General features: G+C 65.9%; 27 protein-coding genes. 13 read left to right on the top strand and 14 right to left on the bottom strand.

Annotated elements, in window-relative coordinates:
• Positions 1-46 precede the first annotated feature (46 nt).
• Both RS899_RS06280 and RS899_RS06275 read left to right on the top strand, forming a co-directional pair.
• Positions 47-952, top strand: a complete 906-nt coding sequence (locus tag RS899_RS06280) for a DNA-3-methyladenine glycosylase (protein ID WP_315809374.1) — start codon at positions 47-49, stop codon at positions 950-952.
• Positions 953-954: 2 nt separating this feature from the next.
• Positions 955-1,431, top strand: coding sequence for a methylated-DNA--[protein]-cysteine S-methyltransferase (locus RS899_RS06275; protein ID WP_315809373.1), 477 nt, complete (start codon positions 955-957; stop codon positions 1,429-1,431).
• 9 nt (positions 1,432-1,440) lie between these two features.
• Here the strand turns inward: RS899_RS06275 and RS899_RS06270 are convergent, their stop codons facing one another.
• Positions 1,441-1,977 (bottom strand): methylated-DNA--[protein]-cysteine S-methyltransferase, encoded by a 537-nt coding sequence (locus RS899_RS06270; RefSeq protein WP_315809372.1) that lies wholly within the window; start codon positions 1,975-1,977, stop codon positions 1,441-1,443.
• A 24-nt stretch (positions 1,978-2,001) separates the two neighbouring features.
• The gene (locus RS899_RS06265; RefSeq protein WP_315809371.1) at positions 2,002-2,580 is read right to left on the bottom strand and encodes a helix-turn-helix domain-containing protein; all 579 of its coding nucleotides are present in this window, start codon (positions 2,578-2,580) and stop codon (positions 2,002-2,004) included.
• 67 nt (positions 2,581-2,647) lie between these two features.
• Here RS899_RS06265 and RS899_RS06260 point away from each other — a divergent pair, with 67 nt between their 5' ends.
• Entirely contained in the window at positions 2,648-3,175 is a 528-nt protein-coding gene (locus RS899_RS06260; protein ID WP_315809370.1) for a dihydrofolate reductase family protein, read from the top strand.
• Positions 3,176-3,250: 75 nt separating this feature from the next.
• Here RS899_RS06260 and RS899_RS06255 read toward each other — a convergent pair whose 3' ends face one another.
• The 6 genes from RS899_RS06255 to aroC all read right to left on the bottom strand — a co-directional run bounded on the left by RS899_RS06255 (position 3,251) and on the right by aroC (position 7,901).
• On the bottom strand, positions 3,251-3,442 hold the full coding sequence (locus tag RS899_RS06255; RefSeq protein WP_024765432.1) for a PLDc N-terminal domain-containing protein: 192 nt from the start codon (positions 3,440-3,442) through the stop codon (positions 3,251-3,253).
• Positions 3,443-3,528: 86 nt separating this feature from the next.
• Complete coding sequence (mtnC, locus tag RS899_RS06250) at positions 3,529-4,212, bottom strand: acireductone synthase (RefSeq protein WP_315809369.1); 684 nt, start codon at positions 4,210-4,212, stop codon at positions 3,529-3,531.
• Positions 4,213-4,386: 174 nt separating this feature from the next.
• On the bottom strand, positions 4,387-4,932 hold the full coding sequence (locus RS899_RS06245; protein ID WP_024765430.1) for a 1,2-dihydroxy-3-keto-5-methylthiopentene dioxygenase: 546 nt from the start codon (positions 4,930-4,932) through the stop codon (positions 4,387-4,389).
• 47 nt (positions 4,933-4,979) lie between these two features.
• Complete coding sequence (locus tag RS899_RS06240) at positions 4,980-5,606, bottom strand: methylthioribulose 1-phosphate dehydratase (RefSeq protein ID WP_315809368.1); 627 nt, start codon at positions 5,604-5,606, stop codon at positions 4,980-4,982.
• Positions 5,590-6,750 (bottom strand): MFS transporter, encoded by a 1,161-nt coding sequence (locus RS899_RS06235; RefSeq protein ID WP_233300154.1) that lies wholly within the window; start codon positions 6,748-6,750, stop codon positions 5,590-5,592. The genes RS899_RS06240 and RS899_RS06235 overlap by 17 nt, the downstream gene beginning before the upstream one ends.
• A 59-nt stretch (positions 6,751-6,809) precedes the next feature.
• The gene (gene aroC / locus RS899_RS06230) at positions 6,810-7,901 is read right to left on the bottom strand and encodes a chorismate synthase (protein WP_054908452.1); all 1,092 of its coding nucleotides are present in this window, start codon (positions 7,899-7,901) and stop codon (positions 6,810-6,812) included.
• A 122-nt stretch (positions 7,902-8,023) separates the two neighbouring features.
• Between aroC and RS899_RS06225 the strand changes: the two genes are divergently transcribed.
• Together RS899_RS06225 and RS899_RS06220 are read left to right on the top strand one after the other, a co-directional pair.
• Positions 8,024-9,055, top strand: coding sequence for an alpha/beta hydrolase (locus RS899_RS06225; RefSeq protein WP_315809367.1), 1,032 nt, complete (start codon positions 8,024-8,026; stop codon positions 9,053-9,055).
• 48 nt (positions 9,056-9,103) lie between these two features.
• Positions 9,104-9,886 carry a hypothetical protein gene (locus RS899_RS06220; RefSeq protein ID WP_054908450.1) on the top strand — a complete coding sequence of 261 codons (783 nt, stop codon included), beginning with the start codon at positions 9,104-9,106 and terminating at the stop codon, positions 9,884-9,886.
• Positions 9,887-10,103: 217 nt separating this feature from the next.
• On the opposite strand, the gene prmB is transcribed toward RS899_RS06220, so the two are convergent.
• On the bottom strand, positions 10,104-11,018 hold the full coding sequence (gene prmB / locus RS899_RS06215) for a 50S ribosomal protein L3 N(5)-glutamine methyltransferase (protein WP_024765424.1): 915 nt from the start codon (positions 11,016-11,018) through the stop codon (positions 10,104-10,106).
• 180 nt (positions 11,019-11,198) lie between these two features.
• Here prmB and RS899_RS06210 point away from each other — a divergent pair, with 180 nt between their 5' ends.
• From RS899_RS06210 to folE, 4 genes are all read left to right on the top strand, one after another.
• Positions 11,199-11,795, top strand: a complete 597-nt coding sequence (locus RS899_RS06210; RefSeq protein WP_024765423.1) for a cysteine hydrolase family protein — start codon at positions 11,199-11,201, stop codon at positions 11,793-11,795.
• 173 nt (positions 11,796-11,968) lie between these two features.
• Positions 11,969-12,289, top strand: coding sequence for a hypothetical protein (locus tag RS899_RS06205; protein ID WP_045208670.1), 321 nt, complete (start codon positions 11,969-11,971; stop codon positions 12,287-12,289).
• Positions 12,290-12,359: 70 nt separating this feature from the next.
• The gene (locus tag RS899_RS06200; protein ID WP_054908448.1) at positions 12,360-12,917 is read left to right on the top strand and encodes a Smr/MutS family protein; all 558 of its coding nucleotides are present in this window, start codon (positions 12,360-12,362) and stop codon (positions 12,915-12,917) included.
• 143 nt (positions 12,918-13,060) lie between these two features.
• Positions 13,061-13,606 (top strand): GTP cyclohydrolase I FolE, encoded by a 546-nt coding sequence (gene folE, locus RS899_RS06195; RefSeq protein ID WP_024765420.1) that lies wholly within the window; start codon positions 13,061-13,063, stop codon positions 13,604-13,606.
• A gap of 63 nt (positions 13,607-13,669) precedes the next feature.
• Here the strand turns inward: folE and RS899_RS06190 are convergent, their stop codons facing one another.
• The 4 genes from RS899_RS06190 to RS899_RS06175 form a co-directional block, all read right to left on the bottom strand.
• Positions 13,670-14,518 (bottom strand): cache domain-containing protein, encoded by an 849-nt coding sequence (locus RS899_RS06190; RefSeq protein WP_315809366.1) that lies wholly within the window; start codon positions 14,516-14,518, stop codon positions 13,670-13,672.
• A 97-nt stretch (positions 14,519-14,615) separates the two neighbouring features.
• A complete protein-coding gene (locus tag RS899_RS06185; RefSeq protein ID WP_054908446.1) occupies positions 14,616-15,077 on the bottom strand; it encodes a bacteriohemerythrin in 462 nt (153 codons plus the stop codon).
• 367 nt (positions 15,078-15,444) lie between these two features.
• Positions 15,445-16,047, bottom strand: coding sequence for a glutathione S-transferase family protein (locus tag RS899_RS06180; protein WP_196912576.1), 603 nt, complete (start codon positions 16,045-16,047; stop codon positions 15,445-15,447).
• A gap of 10 nt (positions 16,048-16,057) precedes the next feature.
• Positions 16,058-17,215, bottom strand: a complete 1,158-nt coding sequence (locus tag RS899_RS06175) for a PLP-dependent aminotransferase family protein (RefSeq protein WP_315809365.1) — start codon at positions 17,213-17,215, stop codon at positions 16,058-16,060.
• 82 nt (positions 17,216-17,297) lie between these two features.
• Between RS899_RS06175 and RS899_RS06170 the strand changes: the two genes are divergently transcribed.
• On the top strand, positions 17,298-17,738 hold the full coding sequence (locus RS899_RS06170) for a MarR family transcriptional regulator (protein ID WP_315809364.1): 441 nt from the start codon (positions 17,298-17,300) through the stop codon (positions 17,736-17,738).
• Here the strand turns inward: RS899_RS06170 and RS899_RS06165 are convergent.
• A complete protein-coding gene (locus RS899_RS06165) occupies positions 17,735-18,376 on the bottom strand; it encodes a hypothetical protein (RefSeq protein WP_315809363.1) in 642 nt (213 codons plus the stop codon). The two genes, RS899_RS06170 and RS899_RS06165, sit on opposite strands and share 4 nt — an antisense overlap.
• A 362-nt stretch (positions 18,377-18,738) precedes the next feature.
• Here RS899_RS06165 and RS899_RS06160 point away from each other — a divergent pair, with 362 nt between their 5' ends.
• The 3 genes from RS899_RS06160 to RS899_RS06150 are packed head-to-tail and all read left to right on the top strand — an operon-like array spanning position 18,739 to position 21,765.
• The gene (locus RS899_RS06160; RefSeq protein WP_024765413.1) at positions 18,739-19,341 is read left to right on the top strand and encodes a LysE family translocator; all 603 of its coding nucleotides are present in this window, start codon (positions 18,739-18,741) and stop codon (positions 19,339-19,341) included.
• 13 nt (positions 19,342-19,354) lie between these two features.
• Positions 19,355-20,554: a benzoate/H(+) symporter BenE family transporter gene (locus tag RS899_RS06155; RefSeq protein WP_315809362.1), complete on the top strand. Its 1,200-nt coding sequence runs from the start codon at positions 19,355-19,357 to the stop codon at positions 20,552-20,554.
• Positions 20,555-20,601: 47 nt separating this feature from the next.
• The gene (locus RS899_RS06150; RefSeq protein WP_315809361.1) at positions 20,602-21,765 is read left to right on the top strand and encodes an AAA family ATPase; all 1,164 of its coding nucleotides are present in this window, start codon (positions 20,602-20,604) and stop codon (positions 21,763-21,765) included.
• Positions 21,766-21,863 lie beyond the last annotated feature (98 nt).

Raw genomic sequence — 21,863 nt, 5'->3', positions numbered from 1 at the left:
TCAGGCGCGGGAGGACAGCATCGCCGGCAACGGGTAATGTCGCCCCATGACCAACACGCCCCCCACTCCCCAACTCATTCGCCTGCCCTACCGTGCGCCCTGGGACTGGCAGCAGTTCCACGAGCATTTCGCCCTGCGCAGCCTGGCCGGCGTCGAATGCCTGTCGCCGCGCCGCTATGCCCGCAGTGTGCGCGTGGGCGGCGATATCGGCTGGTTCAGCGTGCGCCCGCTGGAAGACAGCGCCGAACTGGAACTGGACATTCACCTGGCGCCGCAGCATGCGCAACCGCTGGCGGCGCGGGTGAGCAAGATGTTCGACCTGGACAGCGACCCACTGCAGATCGCCACGCATTTCCAGGCCGACCCGCTGCTCGCCCCGCTGCTACTGCAAGCGCCCGGCCTGCGCCTGCCCACCGCCTTCGACCCGTTCGAGCAGGCCGTGCGCGCCATCGTCGGCCAGCAGGTCACGGTGAAGGCCGCCGTCACCATCGTCGGACGCCTGGTGCAGCGCCTGGGTGGAGCGTTGCCCGGCGACTGTGAAGGCCAGCCAACGCGGCTGTTCCCCACCCCCGAGGCCCTGGCCGAAGCTGACCTTGCCGGCATCGGCATGCCCGGCAAGCGCGTGGAGACACTGCAGCGCTTCTCCGCCGCCTGCGCCAGCGGCGCGCTGGAATTGCACGTGAACGACGGCGCCGACGACCTGGTACAGCGCCTCTGCGCCCTCCCCGGCATTGGTCCGTGGACGGCGGAGTACGTCGCCCTGCGCGCCTTCGGCGATCCGGACGCCTTCCCCGCCGCCGATCTGGGCCTGCTCAAGTCACCGGTCTGGGGCGCCGGAGGCATCACCGCTCGCGAGCTGCAACGTCGCGCCGAAGCCTGGCGACCGTGGCGCGCCTATGCCGCCGTCTATCTGTGGCACGCCTATTCCCAGGCCGGCCGCACCGGAGGATGACCATGCACTACCGTTACCACGACAGCCCCACCGGCCGCCTGCTGCTGGCCGGCGACGAAGGCGGCCTGCGCATGCTATACATGGACCTGGAGGTGCGCCATTACCCTCAGCCGGACTGGTACGAAGGCAGCCCACTGCTGGACGATGTGGCGCGTCAGCTGGACGAGTATTTCGCCGGCAAGCGCCAGCGCTTCGAGGTGAAATTGAACACCGGTGGCACCGAGTTCCAGCGCCAGGTCTGGCAGGCGCTGCTGGAGATTCCCTACGGCTACACCACTGTCTATGCAGAACTGGCGCGGCGGATCGGCCGGCCCAAGGCCATCCGCGCGGTGGGCGCGGCCAACGGCGCCAACCCGATCAGCATCATCGTCCCCTGCCACCGGGTGATTGGCAGCAACGGCAGCCTCACCGGCTACGCTGGCGGCCTGCCGCGCAAGGAATTGTTGCTGCGCCTGGAGGGCGCGCTGGAAACGGCCTAGCCGTCCGCTCTAGGAGAAGTCGAAGGCGGTCTGCGCTGCCTGCGGATCGACGTAGCCTTCCAACGCCAGCATGCGCATCTTCGAGCCGCTGCCACCGGGTGCGGAGAAGCCACCGGTCTTGCCGCCACTGGCAAGCACGCGGTGACAGGGAATGATCAGCGGGATCGGATTGGACCCCATCGCTTGCCCCACCGCGCGGGACAAGCCGACATCACCCAGGCGCCGGGCGATCTCGCCATAGGTCGTGGTCTCCCCGCGGCCCAGCTGGAGGATGTCGTCGTAGACGCGGCGGTGGAAATCACTCTGGCCGGACAGGTCCAGCGGCAACGTCTCGAACGACACCGCCTCGCCCTGCGCATAGCCGAAGATCAACCGGCGCGCTTCATCGATGAATGCAGGCCATTGGGCAGTCTCGGTGCCGAGCTTGTCGAAGCGCTCGCGCACGCTGTGCACGGAGTCCCCCGGCAGATAGGCGCGCGTGATCCCCTGCGGGCTCCAGGCGAGCCCGAACCAGCCGAGTGTTGTTTCGATCAGGCAGTAATGCATCGAACGAGTCTCCATCGCGGCGCCTTATCCCGCAACCCTTTCCGCCTTCAGCACGACATTGCACCAACGGCGCAGCTCGCCGCCGATGGCACTCGCCGGATCGCCCCGGCGTTCGAAAGCCCACCACAACTGCGCGCCCTGCCACTGGCTGGCCATCAGCCGGCCGAGAATCGGCTGCCGTTGCGGATCATCGCTCAATCGCCGCCCCAATGCCGCGGCCAACGTCGCGCCCCATCGTGCCCCACGTTCACGAAGCAATGGATCGCGCATGTCCTCGCGCAGGATCAGCAACCCTTCCGCGTAATCGGTCTCACCCTCGCCCACCGGGAACATCGCCACCAGCATCCGAATCGCGCCTTCCGGGCTCAGCTCGATGCTCTCGTCGAGTCGGGCGGTCTGCTCATCCAGTTGGTCCCAGGCGCGCAGCAGCACGGCGCGGAGGAAATCCGCCTTGGTCGCGTAGCGCTGCACCAGCGTCGCAGCGCAAAGCCCGACCTCGCGGCCCACGGCAGCGAAAGTCACGGATTCCGGCCCTTCGCGCACCATCAATGCCATGGCGGCGTCGAGTATCGCTGCGTCGCTCACCGTCTTGGTTCGAGCCATGCCAATCTCTTTTATAAATGAACATTCATTTATATATTGGCACAAAGCTTATCCACGGAGACGCAACATGGCCAGAATTCTCAGCTACATCGCCACCAGCCTTGACGGCTTCATCGCAACGCCCGAACACGGGCTGGACTGGCTGTTCAGGCATGACCAGCTGCAGTTGGGCGAACATGACTACACCCTGTTCCTCCAGCGCATCCGCACGGTGGTCATGGGCCGCGCGACCTACGACTTCCTCGCGGCCGACCCCAGCCCCTGGCCCTATGGCGCACAGCGCGTGCTGGTGGTGACGTCCCGCCCCATCGACGAACCGAAGGGCCCGCTGGAAACCCGCAGCGATGTCGAAGCGCTGATCGGGGAACTGCGCGCATTGGAAGATGGCGACGTATGGATGCTCGGCGGAGGCCAGCTGCAGATGGCCTTCCTGGAGCGCGGGGCGCTGGATGAGCTGGAAATCTACGTAATGCCGGAGATCATTGGTGGCGGTTTTGCGCTATTCCCCGCAACCGGGCTGCGGGTGTCGCCGACGCTGCTGTCGGCCAAGGTGATCGAGCCGGGCTGCGTGCGGATGCATTACCGGTTCGACTGAGGCTGTCGACCTGCATGAGCGTTCCATGGGCGCTATCGCGAACATGGCCCGCTCCTGCGGGAGTTGAAATGACGCTCAGACCCGCACGTTGCCGCGCGGCCCTGCCACCGCCCAGATGATCAGGCCGAGCACCGGCAGGATGACGATTACCAGGATCCAGATGATCTTCATCGGCATCTCGGCGTTGCTTTTCACCACGTTGATGATCGCCCAGATATCCAGGGCAAAGATGATCAGGCTGATCAGGCCACTGAGGGTCGAGCCCATTTGGAAGATCCTTCTATGAGAATGTCGGCCTGATCAGCATAGCTGCCCGCGCCGCAGCGGCACGGGCGTGCATTCAAGGCAGGGGGTCAAACCCGCGCCGGGTCGATCACCGCGAAGCTTGCCACCGTGTCGTGGCCTTCCAGTACCCCACCCTCGCGGGCCAGGCCGATGGTCTGCAGGCCGGCCTGCTGTGCGGCATCCAGCTCCTGGACGATGTCGGAAAGGAACAGGATGTCTTCGCCCGGCAGACCGATGGCAGCGGCGATGCGGCAGTAGGACTCCACCTCGCGCTTGGGTCCGCTGGTGGTGTCGAAGTAACCGGAGAACAGCGGCGACAGGTCGCCCGCCTCCGAGCAGCCGAAGATCAGCTTCTGCGCCTGGATAGAGCCGGAGGAATAGACGTACAGCCGGTAGCCCTCGGCGTGCCAGTGGCGCAGCGCGTCGACGGCGTCCGGGTAGACGTGGCCCTTGAGCTGGCCGGCGCTGTAGCCCTGCTCCCAGACCATGCCTTGCAGTGCCTTGAGCGGCGTGGCCTTGCGGTCTTCGGCGATCCAGCCGAGAAGGATTTCGATGCAGCGTTCGGTGTCGGCGTTCGCCTCACCGCTGTCGGCGCGCACGGCGGCGAGTTGCTCGGCCACGGCCGGCTCGTCGGCATGCTCACGCACGAAGTCCGGCAGGTGCGCGGCGGCATAGGGAAAGAGCACGTCGAAGACGAAGCTGACCGCGCTGGTGGTGCCTTCGATGTCGGTGAGGATGGCTTTGATGGGCATGGGGACTCCAAAGGCCCGCCTTTAACCCAGGCGGGATGACATGCAGGACCGAGGGGGACGCCCAGTCCTTGCTCGCGAACGGCATGGAACCGAGTGGGCCGGCAACACTGTTCGCGAGCACGCTCGCTCCTACGAAGAGCAGGAAACAGCCTACCCTCCCCGGCTAAGGAGAGATCAGTCTTCCAACAACGGAAAACGCTTGGCGATCTCATCACCGGTGAATTTCGCGACCCAGCCTTCGGCATTGTTGAACAGGCGGATGGCCACGAAGTGCGGGCGCTCGCCCATGTCGAACCAGTGGCGGGTGCCGGCGGGCACCGAGATCAGGTCGTTCTTCTCGCACTGCACGGCGTAGACGTGGTCCTCGATGTGCAGGGTGAACAGCCCGCGGCCGGCAACGAAGAAGCGCACCTCGTCCTCGCCATGGCGATGTTCATCGAGGAACTTGGCGCGCAGCTCATCCTTTTGCGGATGGTCGGCGGTCAGGCTGACCACATCGACGGTGACGTAGCCCTCCTCCTCCTGCAGGCGACGAATCTCGTGCTGGTAGGCGGCGATCACCTCTTCCTGGCTGGCACCGGGAACGATGGGGGCATTCGCCGCCCAGCGCTGGAAGCGCACGCCCAGCTCGCCCAGGGTGGAAGCGATGTCCTCGGCGTGGGTCAGCAGCTTCAGCGGCTGCTCGGGGTTGGATTCGTGGTAGACGGTCAGGCTGCTCATGGTCGTTGTCCTTCTGGGCTTTTTTCTCAAAAGCGGGTCGGGTTCGCTCAGCGCGTGCCGCCGCGAAGGCTCAGTACTTTCAGTTCGCATTCGAAGAGGAATTCGAAGGCTTCGATCTGGCGCAGGGCATCGGCCATGCGTGGGCCCCAAGTGTACAGGCCGTGGCCACGGATCAGGTAACCCGGGCAGTCCGGATGCGCATCGAGCCAGGGTTGCACCTTGGCGGCCAGGCGGGCGATGTCCTGGTCGTTGTCGAAGGTCGGCACGGTGACGCGGCCCTCGTGGGTACTGACGCCGGCGAAGGCCTTCTGCAGTTCGTAGTCTTCCAGCTCCAGGCGGTCGCCCACAGTCAGGCGCGACAGCACGGTGGCATTGACCGAATGGGTGTGCAGCACCGCACCGATCTCCGGGCGCCAGGCGTAGAGCTGGGTGTGCAGCAGGGTTTCCGCCGAGGGCTTCTTGCCCGGTTCCAGGCTGTTGCCGGCGAGGTCGGTTTCCAGCACATCGTCGACGCCGAGCTGGCCCTTGTGCTTGCCCGAAACGGTGAGCAACGCACGGTCGGCGGCTAGGCGCGCGGAATAGTTGCTGCTGGTGGCCGGCGACCAGCCACGGCCATAGAGGAAACGGCCGGCCTCGATGATCTGTTGGGTCAGCTGCTCACGGGTGTCGTTCATGCGGGTCCTCGTTCAGACGGGTCCAGATGATGAAGGCGGCGGCCAGCGCAGCCACGCTGGCGATGGCAAAGGTCCAGGCCGGCCCAAGGCTACCCCAGCTGTAGCCGGAGTAAAGCGCGCCGAGCGCGCCACCGGTGCCGGCCAGCGCGGCGTAAAGCGCCTGGCTCTGCCCCTGCTGGCGAGCCTGGAAGCTGCGCTGGACGAAATGAATGGCGGCAGCGTGGAAGCTGCCAAAGGTCGCCGCGTGCAGCAACTGGGCGAATAACAGTACCGGCAGGTGCCCGGCCAAAGTGCCCAGCAGCAGCCAGCGCAAGGCCGCCAGCAGGAAGCTCGCCACCAGCACCTGGCGCAGCGAGAAGCGCTTGAGCAGGCGCGGCATGACCAGGAACAGCAGCACCTCGGCCACCACCCCCAGTGCCCAGAGCTGGCCGATCAGCCCACGAGCGTAGCCGAGCGACTCCAGGTGCAGGGTCAGGAAGGTGTAGTACGGGCCATGGGACAGCTGCATCAGGCACACGCACAGGTAGAAGGCGAGCACGCCGGGCTTGAGCAGTTGCTGGAGAAAACCGCCCGCGCTGGCCTCATCCTGCCGCGCCGGTGGCTGGGCGTTCGGCACCCACCAACTGGCGCCGACGATGCCGAGCATGATCGCCAGCAGCGCCAGCGGATAGGCGTCCAGACTGGCGAACTCGAACAGCCAGCCCAGGCCGACCACGGTGCAGATGAAACCGATGGAACCCCACAGGCGGATGCGGCTGTAGCTCTCGGTGCGCCCGCGCAGGTGCGCCAGTGTGATCACCTCGAACTGCGGCAGTACCGCGTGCCAGAAGAACGCGTGCCCGGCCATGATCAGCGCCAGCCACGCATAGCTGTGACCGAGGAAGATGCCGGCGAAACACAGCGCCGTGCACACCGCGCCAAAGCGCACGATGGCCAGTCGCTGGCCGCTGCGATCGCCCAACCAGCCCCACAGGTTCGGCGCCACGCAGCGCATCAGCATGGGGATCGCCACCAGTTCGCCGATGCGTGGCGCAGAGAACCCCAGGTGATGGAAATACAGCGCGAGGAACGGCGCCGTCCCGCCCAGCAGGCAGAAGTAGAAGAAGTAGAAACTGGACAGCCGCCAGTAGGGAACCTGAGTCATCGGCGGCGAATATCCGACGCTCCCGCCACCTGATCAGGCCGGCGGGAGCGCCAGGTCACTCAAAGCTGACCGAGGACCGGGGTGCCGACCTTCACGTCGGCATTCTGCGCGCGATTGCGCAGCAGGTGGTCGAGCAGCACGATGGCCATCATCGCCTCGGCGATGGGCGTAGCGCGGATGCCCACGCACGGGTCGTGGCGACCTTTGGTGATGACGTCCACCGGGTTGCCGTCCACATCGATGGAACGGCCGGGGGTGGTGATGCTGGAGGTCGGCTTCAGCGCCAGGTGGGCGATGATCGGCTGGCCGCTGGAAATACCGCCGAGGATGCCGCCAGCATTGTTCGACAGGAAACCTTCGGGGGTCAGCTCGTCGCGGTGCTCGGTGCCGCGCTGGGCGACGCTGGCGAAGCCGGCGCCGATTTCCACGCCCTTCACCGCGTTGATGCTCATCAGCGCGTGGGCCAGTTCGGCGTCCAGGCGGTCGAAGATCGGCTCGCCCAGGCCCGGCGGCACGCCTTCGGCGACCACGGTGATCTTCGCGCCTACCGAATCCTGGTCACGGCGCAGCTGGTCCATGTAGGCCTCCAGCTCCGGCACCTTGTCCGGGTCGGGGCTGAAGAAGGCGTTGTCTTCGACGCTGTCCCAGGTCTTGAAGGGGATTTCGATGGGGCCGAGCTGGCTCATGTAGCCGCGCACGCTGATGCCCATGCCTGCCAGGACCTTCTTGGCGATGGCGCCGGCGGCCACGCGCATGGCGGTCTCGCGCGCCGAGGAACGGCCGCCGCCACGGTAGTCACGGATGCCGTACTTGTGGTGGTAGGTGTAATCGGCGTGGGCCGGGCGGAACAGATCCTTGATCGCCGAGTAGTCCTTGGACTTCTGGTCGGTGTTGCGGATCAGCAGGCCGATCGGGGTGCCGGTGGTCTTGCCCTCGAACACGCCGGAGAGGATCTCCACCTCGTCGGCTTCCTGGCGCTGGGTAGTGTGGCGGCTGGTGCCGGGCTTGCGGCGGTCCAGGTCGCGCTGCAGGTCTTCCAGGGAAATCTCAAGGCCGGGCGGGCAGCCGTCGACGATGGCGACCAGCGCCGGGCCGTGGCTTTCGCCAGCGGTGGTGACGGTGAACAGCTTGCCGTAGGTGTTGCCGGACATGCGAGGCTCCGCGAAAAGACTGGTATCGAAAAGGCCGAGCAGTATACCTGCGTCAATCCGCCCTGCGAACCTTCGCCGCCCGCGAGGATCAAAGCGCCATCAGCCCCATCACGAAGTCTTCGATGCGCCGTCTCGCCCTGCTCCTCTTCTGTTTCGTCACCAGCATCGCCCAGGCCGCCCCCACCAGCATCCTGCAGCGTCCCTATGACCTGGATACCGGCCACGGCGTGCTGCGCGGGACGATGCTGCTGCCCCAGGGCGATACCCCTCCGCCAGTAGCACTGCTGATCGCCGGCTCCGGCCCCACCGACCGCGACGGCAACAACCCCGAGGGCGGACAGAACGCCTACCTGCGCAAACTGGCCGAGGCCTTGGCGGAAAACGGCATTGCCAGCGTACGCTACGACAAGCGCGGCGTGGCCCGCAGCCTGCCGGCCGCGCCGCGTGAGGAAGAGCTCAGCGTTGAAGCCTACGTCAGCGACGTGGTGGCCTGGAGCGACAAGCTGGCCCACGACCCGCGCTTCGGCCGGCAGATTCTCATCGGCCACAGCGAGGGCGCGCTGATCGCCAGCCTCGCCGCGCCGCGAACCCACGCCGAGGCGCTGGTTTCCCTCGCAGGCAGTGCCCGCCCGATCGGCGACGTATTGCGCGAGCAGTTGCAAGCCCGCCTACCGCCGCTCCTGCTCGCCCAGGCTGACCAACTGATCGACGGCCTGCAGGCCGGGCAGTTGCAGCCACGGGTGCCGGAGCCCCTGAAGGTGCTGTTCCGCCCCAGCGTGCAGCCCTACCTGATCTCGCTGTTCCGCCAGGACCCGGCCCGCGCCTTCGCCGAGTTGAAATTGCCGACGCTGGTCCTGCAGGGCACCAACGATATCCAGGTTGGCGTCGAGGATGCGCAGGCGCTCAAGCGCGCCAAGCCCGACAGCGACTTCCACCTGATCTCGGGGATGAACCATATCCTGCGGATCGTCCCGACCAGCGGTCCGCAGCAACTCGCCTCCTACAACAATCCCAACCTGCCGCTGGCCCGTGAGCTGGTGCAGCGCATCACGACTTTCATCCAGCACGCGCCGAGCCTTCCCGGCAGTACGCTTGCCGAAAATGCGCCGGGATCTGGAGCGAACGTCTCAAGAAATCCGCCGGTGCGTCGATAAACCACGGGAGAGCCCTGGCCACGCCCGCCAGGCCCCGAGGTAGACCCCATGACCGAAGCCGAACAGACTGCCGTCGCCGCCGACGAGAGCGCCGCCGCCCGCCCGCATCCCTGGGCGGACCTGGCGCCGGAACACTATCGCCTGCTGCGCCTGGCGCCGCTGCCCACCGACCGCACCACTGGCGCGCGACCGCTGCGCTTCGTGCAACTGGGCCGGGTGGAACGCCACAACGGCGAGCAGAGCCTGCTGCGGCTGACCGTACAGGTGCCCGGCCAGGTGCTGCGCAAGGAAGTGAACCTGTTGGAGGTCTGGGCGGACCACCGCAGCAAGGAAGTGCGCTTCGGCGCCGACTCGGGCTTCACCACCGAACCGCTGAACCGCGGACTGGGGCGATTCCTGCTGGCCCAGGGAGTGGCCTGGGCGAAAAAGAAGTGGTCGCACTACCGTGTCGAGGGTGGCGCGCTGGCGATGAAGGACGCCCCCAACGAAGAGGCCCGGCAGCGCCGGGACCACTTCCTGCGCGCCCAGGGCTTCGACGTGATCTACGAGGATTCGCGGCTGCTGAAGGCGCGCTACAGCGTCGGCCGGGTCAGCGAGCTGTACGACGACTGGCACAAGGACAAGGTGCAGATAGTCCCGCTGCTGGAAGCCGGTTCCATGCTGGAACAGGCTGACCAGAACCTCGCCACCCAGTCCAACGAGATCCGCCGGCTGGAGCAGCGCATCGAGACCTTCCGCCGCGACGACACCAGCCTGCGCTTCACCATCGCCTGCCTGACGGTGTTCGCCGTGTTCCAGGCGGGATTGCTGATCTGGATTGCCACGCACTAGCGTGCACACGCCGCCGACCGATCGGCGCAGCCGGTGGGCAATCGCGGACGAAGTCCGCTCCTACCCAAAGCCGACCTCCGCGATGGGCTGAGCCCCACACCGAAGCATTCTTTTGTAGGAGCGAGCCTGCTCGCGAACCGGCCAGGCGCCGGACCAACCGGTAAATCCGTTCGCGAGCAAGCTCGCTCCTACAGATTCAGCCCACCCTTGGAGTGGATCAGGCCTTTACCCGCGCCCTGAACAGCTCCTGATGCTCGCGGCATTGCTGCGCCGAGAGCAGGAATACCCCGTGGCCGCCGTACTCGAAGTCGAGCCAGGTGAAGTCCACTTCCGGGTAGAGCGCCGCCACGTGCACCTGGCTGTTGCCCACCTCCACCACCAATGTGCCGCGCTCGGTCAGGTGGTCCGCCGCCTCGGCTAGCATGCGCCGTACCAGGTCCAGGCCGTCGTTGCCGCAGGCCAGGCCCAGCTCCGGCTCGTGGTGGTACTCGGCGGGCATGTCGGCGAAGTCTTCGGCGTCGACATAGGGAGGGTTCGACACGATCAGGTCGAAACGCTGGCCCGGCAGGCCTTCGAAGCCGTCACCCTGCACGGTGTAGACGCGCTCGCCCAGCTCGTGGCGCTCGATGTTGATATTGGCCACTTCCAGGGCGTCGAACGACAGGTCGCCCAGCACCACTTCGGATTCCGGGAAGGCGCTGGCGCAGGCGATACCGATGCAGCCCGAGCCGGTGCACAGGTCGAGGATTCGTGCAGGGTCGGCCGCCAGCCAGGGCTCGAAGCGACGTTCGATGAGTTCCGCGATGGGCGAGCGCGGCACCAGTACGCGCTCGTCCACCACGAAGGGCATGCCACAGAACCAGGCTTCGCCCAACAGGTAGGCAGTCGGCACACGCTCCTCGATGCGTCGGCGCAGCAGGTGCATCAGGTATTCGCGCTCCTCGTCCTCGAGGCGACAATCCAGGTAGGCGTCGGCCATTTCCCAGGGCAGATGGAGCGCGCCCAGCACCAGTTGGCGGGCTTCATCCCAGGCGTTGTCGGTACCGTGGCCAAAGAACAGTTCCTCGGCGTGGAAGCGGCTGACGGCCCAGCGGATGTGGTCACGCAGGGTCAGCAAACGAGATTCGGTCACGGCAGCAGTCCTCGCAGCTCGCAAAAAGGGACGCATTCTAGCGGAACGCGGGCACTCCGGGGGCTTTCCAGCCCGTTCCGTAAAAGAATGCCATTACCACTTTGGCGCGAGTTCGCAAAGATTCACAGCGGACGCGTTACGGCCCACAATGAGTGAACATGCATTTACAGGAGTCGTGACATGTCCCTTCCGCTCAGCATGCTGCAGATCAGTGGGCGCGGATATCCGCCGGCCACCCTGCGCCAGAGCACTCTGTTGATCATCGATGCCCAGGAGGAGTACCGCAGCGGCGTACTGGCCCTGCCTGACCTGGATGCCGCGGTGGCGCAGATTCGCCTGCTGCTGGAGACGGCCCGGGCCATGGGCACCCCCATTGTCCACGTGCACCACCTGGGCGTGGTCGGCGGCCTCCTCGACCCGCAGGGCCCGCGCGGCCGCTTCCTGCCCGAACTGGCGCCGCTGCCGGGCGAGGTGGTGGTGGACAAGCGCCTGCCCAACGCCTTCGCCGGCACCGACCTGCATGACCGCCTGCAGGCCGGCGGCCGCCTGGACCTGATCGTCTGCGGGTTCATGACCCACTCCAGCATCAGCACCACCGTCCGCGCCGCCAAGGACTACGGCTACCGTTGCACCCTGGTGGATGCCGCCTGCGCCACCCGCGACATTCCCACCCCCGAAGGCGGCGTGCTCGCCGCGCGGGACCTGCACCGCGCCGAAATCGCCGCCCTGGGCGACAACTTCGCCGCCGTGGTCGCGCAAGCCCAGGCTCTGGTCTGAAGCCATTCGTCCCGACGGGCGGCAACGACAAGCACCCGGGGTTAGGCTCAGCTTAGGCGCGATAGCCCGCGAACCCGCTCATCCAGCGGGTTCGCCGCGCTTCCCGACCCTGGGGTTGGAACCCCTCCCCTCCCCACCGGTCATAGCCTCGTTCAATAGATGAGGAAGTCGGGATGAAGATGACCGATAAATTCGATCCACCCAGCCTGCGCCCGAAGCGTCCGGGTCGCTGGCGCTGGCGCTTCGCTGCCGCGATCGCCGCGGTAATCGCCACCTTCGGCATCCTGTCCGCCATGGCCGGCGTCGCCGCCCTGCTCCGCCGCCAGCCCGCGGTGGGCGTTCTGCACATCGAACCGGGAGCCGGCGCCGTGCTGCTGGTAATCGGACTGTTCTGTCTGTGGCTGGGCGTCACATTCTGGCGCGCCGCGCGCCGCCGCGCCCGTGGCCGTGAAGGCCTGAGCCTGTCGCCCCGGCTGATGAAGCGCCGCGACTGATCCCCGCACGGCGCATTTCCGCAGGACCGGCGCGATCCGTTAGACTGCGCGGCTGTTTGAGGAGGTGCGCATGCAAGACGACGATTTTTCCCAATTCGCCAGCGAAATGCGCGGCGTCAGGCGGATCACCGTGGACCAGGCCGACACCGGTAAACCCAAGGCCGACCGCAAGCAGCTCAAGGAGCTGCGACAGAACGCGACCGTACGCACCGAGAACATCCGGGTGGACGGTCTCTCCGACCAGTTCGTCATCGACGTCGGCCCCGAGGACGAACTCTACTGGGCCCGCGACGGCGTCCAGGAAGGCCAGATACGCAAGCTCAAGGCCGGCCAGATCAGCTTCGAAGGCAGCCTCGACCTGCACGGCATGAAGATCGAAACCGCCCGCGAAACCCTCTGGGACTTCATCGCCGAAGCCACGCGCTTCGAGATCCGCTGCGTCCGCGTTACCCACGGCAAGGCGGCGCGCGTCGACGGCCGCAGCCCGATGGTAAAGAGCCATGTGAACACCTGGCTGCGCCAGCACCCGCAGGTACTCGGCTTCACCTCCTGCCTGCCGCGCCACGGCGGTACCGGCGCCATCTACGTGATGCTGCGCCGCAACATGCTCGAAGGCCGCGACGAGTAAAAGGCCCGCGCCCGGCTTGCACCAGCGCCCGGCGACAATCCGCCTGCCATAACGCGCCAACCGGCGCTCGGGCCTTGCCAGCCAAGGCTGAGCGCCCTACCCTGCGCCACGGTTTTTATTTTTGTCATTGCCACAGGTAGATCATGTCCCTGGAACAAAACTACTCCGCGATCCTCAGCCAGCTCGGTGAGGACGTCACCCGCGAAGGCCTGGTGGACACGCCCAAGCGCGCCGCCAAAGCCATGCAGTACCTTTGCCGCGGCTACCAGCAGACGCTGGAGGAGATCGTCAACGGCGCCCTGTTCAGCTCCGACAACAGCGAGATGGTGCTGGTCAAGGACATCGAGCTCTACTCGCTGTGCGAACACCACCTGCTGCCGTTCATTGGCAAGGCCCACGTGGCCTACATCCCCAACGGCAAGGTGCTGGGGCTGTCCAAGGTGGCACGTATCGTCGACATGTACGCCCGCCGCCTGCAGATCCAGGAAAACATGTCGCGGCAGATCGCCGAGGCGGTCCAGCAGGTCACCGGCGCGCTGGGCGTGGCCGTGGTGATCGAGGCCAAGCACATGTGCATGATGATGCGCGGCGTGGAGAAGCAGAACTCCTCCATGGTCACCTCGGTGATGCTCGGCGAGTTCCGCGAGAACGCCGCCACCCGCAGCGAGTTCCTCAGCCTGATCCGCTGACAGCCGCTGCCATGAAAAAACCGGCCCTCGGGCCGGTTTTTTTGTGCCTGTGAATCGCTGCAATCAGCGCGTGTAGTAACCCACCGCAACGAGGTAGTGGCCGGACTTGCGCAGGAAGGCGTGCTTGTTCTCCACCTTGCTGGTCACCGGGTTGCGCCACTGGTAATCGAATTCCGCCTCGCCCTTGGACTTGGCCAGTTCCAGCATGGCGTGACCGATCGGGTTGCCGCCCGGGTCCTTCAGCGAATCGAAGTCCGTGCCGACCATGCGCGTATTGAAGCCATGGGCGACGAATTTCGACGTATCCAGGTCGACGACGAAGACGTAGAGGTCGTCCTGGATAAACGCGGGATCGCGCGCGGTGATCTTCTTGAAGGTGTCCTGTGGATCGGCCTCAACGGCCTTCACCGCCTTGTCCAGCATGGCCGCCGCCTGCTGCGCCGACGCGCGCGGGATGTAGTAGCCCACCGCGAGGAAGCGCTCACCCACACGCTGGTAATAGACGTGCTTGCGCTCGACCTTGCCGTCCGCCCAGTTCTTCCAGCGGTAGTCAGCCTGTTGCACCTTGCCGGTCTCCGGCGATTTCAGCGCCTGCGCAAACTGCTTCTGCAACGAGGGATCGAGTGTGGTCGACACATCCCGATCGATCAGCACCACCGACGGCCCGCCGCTGGCAAGCATGGTGCCCTTGCTGTCCACGACGAACACATACAGGTCCCCGTCGACGAACTCGCCCTGGCGGCTGAACGCAGCGAAGGCCTTGTCGCCCTCCTGCTTGTAGGCCGCCACCGCCTTGGACAGCAACGCCTTGGCGCGCTGGTCGTCCGTTGGCGAGGTCGTCGACTGGGCGGCGAACAATGGGAAGGATGAGAGGAAAGAAAGCAGCAGCAGTGACTTCAACAGCGTCTTCATGCGCGAATACCCCCGTGGCATTGCTTGTAGTTGTGCACAGAGCATAGTCAGCCGAAGGGGATTCGCGTCGGCATTCACCGCCGAAGTGACTGAAAATTCAGCCGAAGAATCGCTTCATCGAGCGCGACAGCCAGCCACCGTGGCTCTGGTCGCGGGTCAGCTCGTGCATGCTCGCCATCACCGACTCCACGTAGTTGGCGTCGTCATTACGGATATGGTTGAACAGCCAGCGTCCGAGCAGGCCCTTGAGTTCCTCGGCGACGTCCTCGCCGGCGTCGAAGCGTTGGCGGTAGTCGGAAACGCGCTTGATAAAGAGTTCGTGGACCTTCTTGTGCGCACGGGTGAACTGGTAGCCGGAATCCTCCAGCAGCGTCTCCTCGAAGGCGAAGTGCGAGATGGTGTAGTCGACCAGTTCCTCGATCACGCCGCCGAGCATGGCTCGGTCGTGATGGGCCTGGGCCTCGTGCAGCTGGTTGATCATTTCGACGATGCGTTTGTGCTGCGCGTCGATCACTCCGATCCCGGTGTCGAGATCCGCCTGCCAGACCAGATAGGCCATCTTTCCCCTCCCCACGCCGGGCGACGACACTGCCTGCCGCTCGCGCCCGGCCACATCGGTACGTCCCGCATGGCAGCCCGTCCAGATTAGGGAGGGCGACAAAACGCCGCCATGATGCCGGTCAACCTCAAAGTGCCGGAATCAGCGGATTAGAGCGGTTATTTAGGATTCGTCTGATGGCAAATTGCCGGTTTTCAGTCTCGAGGCGCGACTCGACCTGTAGGAGCGAGCTTGCTCGCCAACCGCCCGACATCAGCGTGGCCGGGCAATTTGTTCGCGAGCAAGCTCGTTCCTACAAAAAAGCTCGGCGCACAACGAAAAACGCCGCTTACAAGGAAGCGGCGTTTTCAATGGCCGGGCGTGGTGATCAGTCCTGCATCGCCACGTGCCGCGGATGGTCCGCCACCCGCGCCAACCAGGCATTGATCGCCGGGAAGTTCGACAGATCGAAGCCGCCCTGGTGCGCCACATGGGTGTAGGCATACAGGGTGATGTCAGCGATGGAGTACTGGTCACCCACCAGGTAAGGCGTCTGCTGCAGCTGCTTTTCCATCACCTTCAGCGCCTTGTAACCACCCTTCTGGCAGCGCGCGTATTCCTCGCGGCGCTCTTCGGGCAGGCCCAGGTAGAACTCGATGAAACGCGCCACCGCCACGTAGGGCTCATGGCTGTATTGCTCGAAGAACTGCCATTGCAGCACCTGGGTGCGCAGGCGCGGTTCACGTGGCAGGAGATCGCTGCCATCGGCGAGGAAGTTGAGGATGGCGTTGGACTCCCACAGGCAGGTGCCATCTTCCAGCTGCAGCACCGGCACCTTGCCGTTGGGGTTCATCGCCAGGAACTCGGCGGTCTGCGTCTCACCCTTGAGGATATCGATCTCGCGCCACTGGTAAGGCAGGCCGAGCAGGTGCAGGGCCAGCTTGACCTTATAGCAGTTGCCGGACAGTCGATCGCCGTAGACGGTGTACATGCTCATCTCCTCATTGGGCCTGGGCTTCGCGGATGACCGTCGCCAGGCGGCGCAAACCTTCGCCGGCACGTTCTGGCGCCACGTGGCTGAAGTTAAGCCGCAAATAGCCGGGATTGGCATCCGGTTGTGTGAAGAAAGGCTCGCCCGGCATGAAGGCCACGTTCTGCGCCAACGCCGCGTCCAGCAATGTACGGGTATCCAGCGGCTGCTTGAGCTTGAGCCAGAAGAACAAGCCGCCCTGGGGCACATTCCACTCCGCCAGCTCGGCGAAATGTTCTTCCAGCTGTCGCTGCATGGCGTCGCGGCGAATGCGATAGAAATCGCGCAGCTCGGCCAGGTGGCCGCGATAGGCCTCGGTGCCGAACCATTGCAGTGCCTGCCACTGGCCGACGCGGTTGGTGTGCAGGTCGGCGGACTGCTTCAGGCGCAGCAGGTGCGGGAACAGGTCCGGCGTGGCGATCAGGAAGCCCACGCGCAGCCCCGGCAGCAGCGTCTTGGAGACGGTACCGGTGTAGATCCAGCTGGATTTCTTCAGGCGGCTGACCAGCGGAGTCGCGGCGCCCGCATCGAACACCAGCTCGCGGTAAGGCTCGTCCTCGATCAGGGTCACGCCGAACTCGTCGAGCGCGGTAGCCACCTCATCGCGGCGTTGCTCGCTGTAGCGCACGCCGGACGGGTTCTGGAAAGTCGGGATCAGGTAGGCGAAGGCCGGCTTGCTGGCCTGCAGGCGCTCGCGCAGCGCGGCGACATCCGGGCCTTCGGCGCCCAGCGGCACGGTCAGGCAGTTCGCGCCGAACAGCTGGAAGGCCTGCAGCGCGGCAAGATAGGTCGGCGCTTCGAGCAATACCTCGGTGCCCGGATCGATGAACAGCTTGCTGGCCAGGTCGAGCGTCTGCTGCGAACCGCTGACGATCAATACCTGGCTCGCTTCGCAGGGCACGCCCAACGCTCGCGCCTCGGCGGCAATGGCCTCGCGCAGCGCCGGCTCCCCTTCGCTCATGCCGTACTGGCCCATGCTCACCGGCATGTCGTCCCAGTTCACCTTCGGCAACATCGGCTCGGCGGGCAGGCCGCCGGCAAAGGACATCACCTCCGGGCGCTGCGCCGCGGCGAGGATTTCACGGATCAGAGAGCTTTTCAGTCGGGCGATGCGTTCGGAGAAGGCCATGGGGGTCACCGGTAGCGGGAGCACGGAAGAATGAGTCAAACTGCTTGACCGAAGCTACGACGCCCGGGACGGATACGTCAATATGCCTGACCTAACAAAAAACACCCTGCAACTCGAAGCGATCCAGGCCTTCTTCTACAGCTACCGGGCCTTCACCGCGAAACCCGACGAGATGCTCGCCCGCCGCGGGCTGAGCCGGGTGCACCACCGCATCCTGTTCTTCATCGCGCGCAACCCGGGGCTGAGCGTCAGCCAGCTGCTGGCCGCCCTGGGCGTGACCAAGCAGGCGCTGAACGTGCCGCTGCGCCAGTTGCTCGAGCGCGAACTGATCCGCAGCGAAGCCTGCGACAACGACAAGCGCCGGCGCCTGCTGGAGCTGACGGCCGAAGGCGGCAAGCTGGAAAAGGCCCTGCGCCGCGAGCAGGAGCGCTTGCTGCAGCGCGCCTTCGGCGAGGCCGGAGAAGAAGCGGTGAAAGGCTGGCTGGCAGTGAACCAGGCTATCGCCCGCACGCAGGACGACTAGCGTGCCGCCCCCTCCAGCTCGCGGGCGGCACGCAGGAACATCAGCGCCTGCGGCAGCAGGCTGGCCATCGCCAGCGCGGTGCCGGGCAGGAACAGCAGGACGCTGAGCAGGCACACACCTGACGTGACCTCCAACCAGCCCATGACCTTTACCGACGGATACGGCAGTTCGATCTTCAACAGGCGGATGCCATACCAGAGGGTGACGATGCCGGTGGGCACGAACAGGCCCATGAAGCCCATCAGCGCGCCGTTGAATTCACCGCTGAGCTGCTCGTCGAAGATCAGGCTGTAGACCTGCATCACCAGCGCGATGGCGATCGACAGCCCCACGGGCCAACCCAGCCCGCGAGCGTTGAAGCGATCCTCGAGAAAATTGCGGGTACGCCACAGCAGGAAGCAGCCGAGCACCGTGCTGAGTACGCCGATCCAGAGTTCGTAGCGTTGCCAGGTGGTCGACTCATGCAGTGCTGCCGCGAAGGACAGGACGAACAGCACCAGGTTGCACAACAGCAGCGCCAGGCTCAGGCCACCGAGCAGGCGCAGGTGGCCTGGGTTCCAGCGCCCGGCGAGGAATGCCCCCGGAGCGCTCTGATCCACCAGTTCCACCTTGGGGGCGGCGTAGGGATTCTGTTCCATGGTGGCGAACTTCCATCAGTTGTACGGCTCTCCCGCACCATACCGGCGCACTTCCGCGCATGCCACTGCCGCTCGTACTGTACGGGCCACTCGGCCACTGGCTGTTATGGGACAGCTCTGCGCTGGCGGGATTAGGCTGGTCCCAATTGAGATTCTGCATGGGGCCTGCCCTCTCCCCCGCCCTCTCCCTGAAGGGAGAGGGAGCTGTTCGTGCCGGCTGACACTTTTGTTTCAACCTGCGCCATACAGTCCCCTCTCCCTTCGGAGCGGGGCGCACAGCCAGCGTTAGGGCGAGAGAACTCCCGGCACGATGAACCAAAAGAAGACAACCGTTGTTCCAACAACAAGACCGGTAATCCGCCATGCCCCTCGAACTCCTCGGCGCCTTCGTGCTGTTCGCCTTCGTCACCTCCATCACCCCCGGCCCCAACAACATGATGCTGCTGGCCTCGGGCGTGAACTTCGGCGTGCGCCGTACCATTCCGCACATGCTTGGCATCAGCATCGGCTTCCTGCTGCTGGTGGTCGCCGTGGGCCTGGGCCTGCACCAGTTGTTCGAGCGTTTCCCGGCGACCTACACGGCGCTGCGCTATGCCGGAGGCGCCTACCTGCTGTACCTGGCATGGAAGATTGCCCGCTCCGGCGCGCCCGAAGCGAAAGGCGAGAACGCCGCCAGACCCATGACCTTTCTCCAGGCCGCCGCCTTCCAGTGGGTCAACCCCAAGGCCTGGGTGATGGCCGTCGGCGCCATCGCCACCTACCTGCCGGCCAACAGCTGGATCGGCAACGTGGTGCTGATCGCCACCCTGTTCGCCGTGGTCAACCTCCCCAGCGTGGGCGTCTGGACCATACTCGGCAGCCTGCTGCGGCGCTGGCTGGAAGACCCGCTACGGCTGCGCCTGTTCAATGTCGGCATGGCTGCCCTGCTGGTAGCCTCGCTCTACCCGCTGTTCACCCGCACCTGATGGAAGTTCGTGCATGACTGACACCACTCCCGCCGCCACGCCCTTGCGCCCGCTGGCCGATTCATCCCCCGCTGCCATCGTCGCCGGGTTCGTCGCCATGCTTACCGGCTACACCAGCTCGCTTGTGCTGATGTTCCAGGCCGGCCAGGCTGCGGGGCTGACCACTGCGCAGATTTCTTCGTGGATCTGGGCGCTGTCCATCGGCATGGCGTTGACCACCATCGGCCTCACCCTGCGCTACCGCACCCCCATCGTCATCGCCTGGTCCACCCCCGGCGCGGCGCTGCTGATCAGCAGCCTGCCCGGCGTGCCGTATGGCGAGGCCATCGGCGCGTTCATTGTCTGCGCCGCGCTGATCACGATCTGCGGCGTCACCGGCAGCTTCGACCGCCTGATGCGCCAGGTGCCCGGCTCGCTGGCCTCGGCGCTGCTGGCCGGCGTGCTGTTCCGCATCTGCATCGAGATCTGCAACGCCGCGCAGCAGCAGACGGCGCTGGTGGTGGCGATGTTCGTCAGCTACCTCGTCGCCAAGCGCCTGTCGCCACGTTACGCGGTGTTCGCCGCGCTGCTGGTTGGCGTCGCCCTGGCCGGCTTCCTCGGCCTGCTCAACTTCAGCCACTTCCAGCTGGAGATCGCCCGTCCGGTGTGGACGACGCCGAGCTTCTCCCTGGCCGCCACCATCAGTATCGGCATCCCGCTGTTCATCGTCGCCATGGCCTCGCAGAACATGCCCGGCCTTGCCGTACTGCGCGCCGACGGCTACCAGGTGCCCGCCTCGCCGCTGATCTCCACTACCGGCATCGCCTCGCTGCTGCTGGCGCCCTTCGGCTCCCACGGCATCAACCTGGCGGCCATCAGCGCGGCGATCTGCACCGGCCCGGAAGCCCACGAGAACCCGCACAAGCGCTACACCGCCGCGCTCTGGTGCGGGCTGTTCTACGGCATCGCCGGCATCTTCGGCGCCACCCTGGCAGCGCTGTTCGCCGCGCTGCCCAAGGCGCTGGTGCTGTCGATCGCCGCGCTGGCGCTGCTTGGTTCGATCACCAATGGCCTGACCAACGCCATGGCCGATGCGCGCCAGCGCGAAGCGGCGATGGTCACCTTCCTGGTCACAGCCTCCGGTTTCACCCTGTTCTCCGTGGGTTCCGCCTTCTGGGGATTGGTTGCAGGCCTGCTGACACAGCTGGTACTGAACTGGCGTCGTTCCGCGTAAGACCCTTCTGCTAGCATGCGGGCGTTTGCCCGAACCGGATCGCCCGCATGCTGCACACCCTCGCCGTCGCCAATTACCGCTCGATCAACTCGCTGGTGCTGCCGCTGGGCCGGCTGAACCTGATCACTGGCGCCAACGGCAGCGGCAAGTCCAACCTCTACCGTGCCCTGCGCCTGCTCGCCGAGACCGCCCAGGGAGGCGTGGTGAATGCCCTGGCGCGCGAAGGCGGACTGGAATCCACCTTCTGGGCCGGCCCGGAAAACCACTCGCGGCGCATGCGCTCGGGTGAAGTGGAAGTCCAGGGCGGCCCGCGCAACGAAGTGAAGCGCCTGCGCCTGGGCTTCGCCGGCGAGGACTTCGGTTACGCCATCGCCCTCGGCCTGCCGCCACCGCCGGTGGTCAGCGCCTTCGGCCTGGACCCGGAGATCAAGCACGAGAGCATCTGGGCCGGCCCCTGGTATCGCCCCGCTTCACAGCTGGTGGAACGCAACGGACCCATGCTGCGCGCTCGCGAAGGCCGCAGCTGGCAGGTGCTGGAGCAGCACGTTCCAACCTTCGACAGCCTGTTCACCCAGATCGGCAGCGGTTCCGACTGCCCCGAAGCACTGCTGCTACGCGACCAGATTCGCGGCTGGCGCTTCTACGACCACTTCCGCACCGACGCCGACGCCCCCGCACGCCAGCCGCAACTGGGCACCCGCACGCCGGTGCTGCACCACGACGGCCGCGACCTGGCCGCCGCGCTGCAGACGATTCGGGAAATCGGCGATGCCAATGCCCTGGAAGCCGCCATCAGCGACGCCTTCCCGGGCGCCGAACTACAGATCGATTGCCAGCTTGGCGGGCGCTTCGCCGTCGCGCTGAAACAGCACGGGCTGCTGCGCCCCCTGAGCGCGGCCGAACTCTCCGATGGCACCCTGCGCTACCTGCTGCTGGTCGCCGCCCTGCTCACTCCACGGCCGCCGTCGCTGATGGTGCTCAACGAGCCGGAAACCAGCCTGCACCCGGACCTGCTGCCCGCGCTGGGACGGTTGATCATCGCGGCGTCGAAACACACCCAGGTCTGGGTTGTGTCCCACGCCAGCCGGCTGATTGCCACGCTGGAGGAACACCCCGAGTGCAATTGCCTGCACCTGGACAAGGAACTGGGCCAGACGCGCATCCGCGACCAGGGCATGTTCGATGCCCCGGCGTGGCATTGGGCGGATTGAGCTCGGAGTCAGGCAGCGGTATGGCGTAGGAGCGACGGGAAAACAATCGCGGACGGAGTCCGCTCCTGCGTTCACGAGAACAATGGACACCCGCTGGC

The sequence above is a fragment of the Pseudomonas sp. C9-3 genome, from assembly GCF_032392015.1.
GTDB classification, from domain to species: Bacteria; Pseudomonadota; Gammaproteobacteria; order Pseudomonadales; family Pseudomonadaceae; genus Pseudomonas; species Pseudomonas nitroreducens.
The sequence above is the reverse complement of the archived record's forward strand: the minus strand, read 5'-3'. Positions and strand labels throughout refer to the sequence as shown.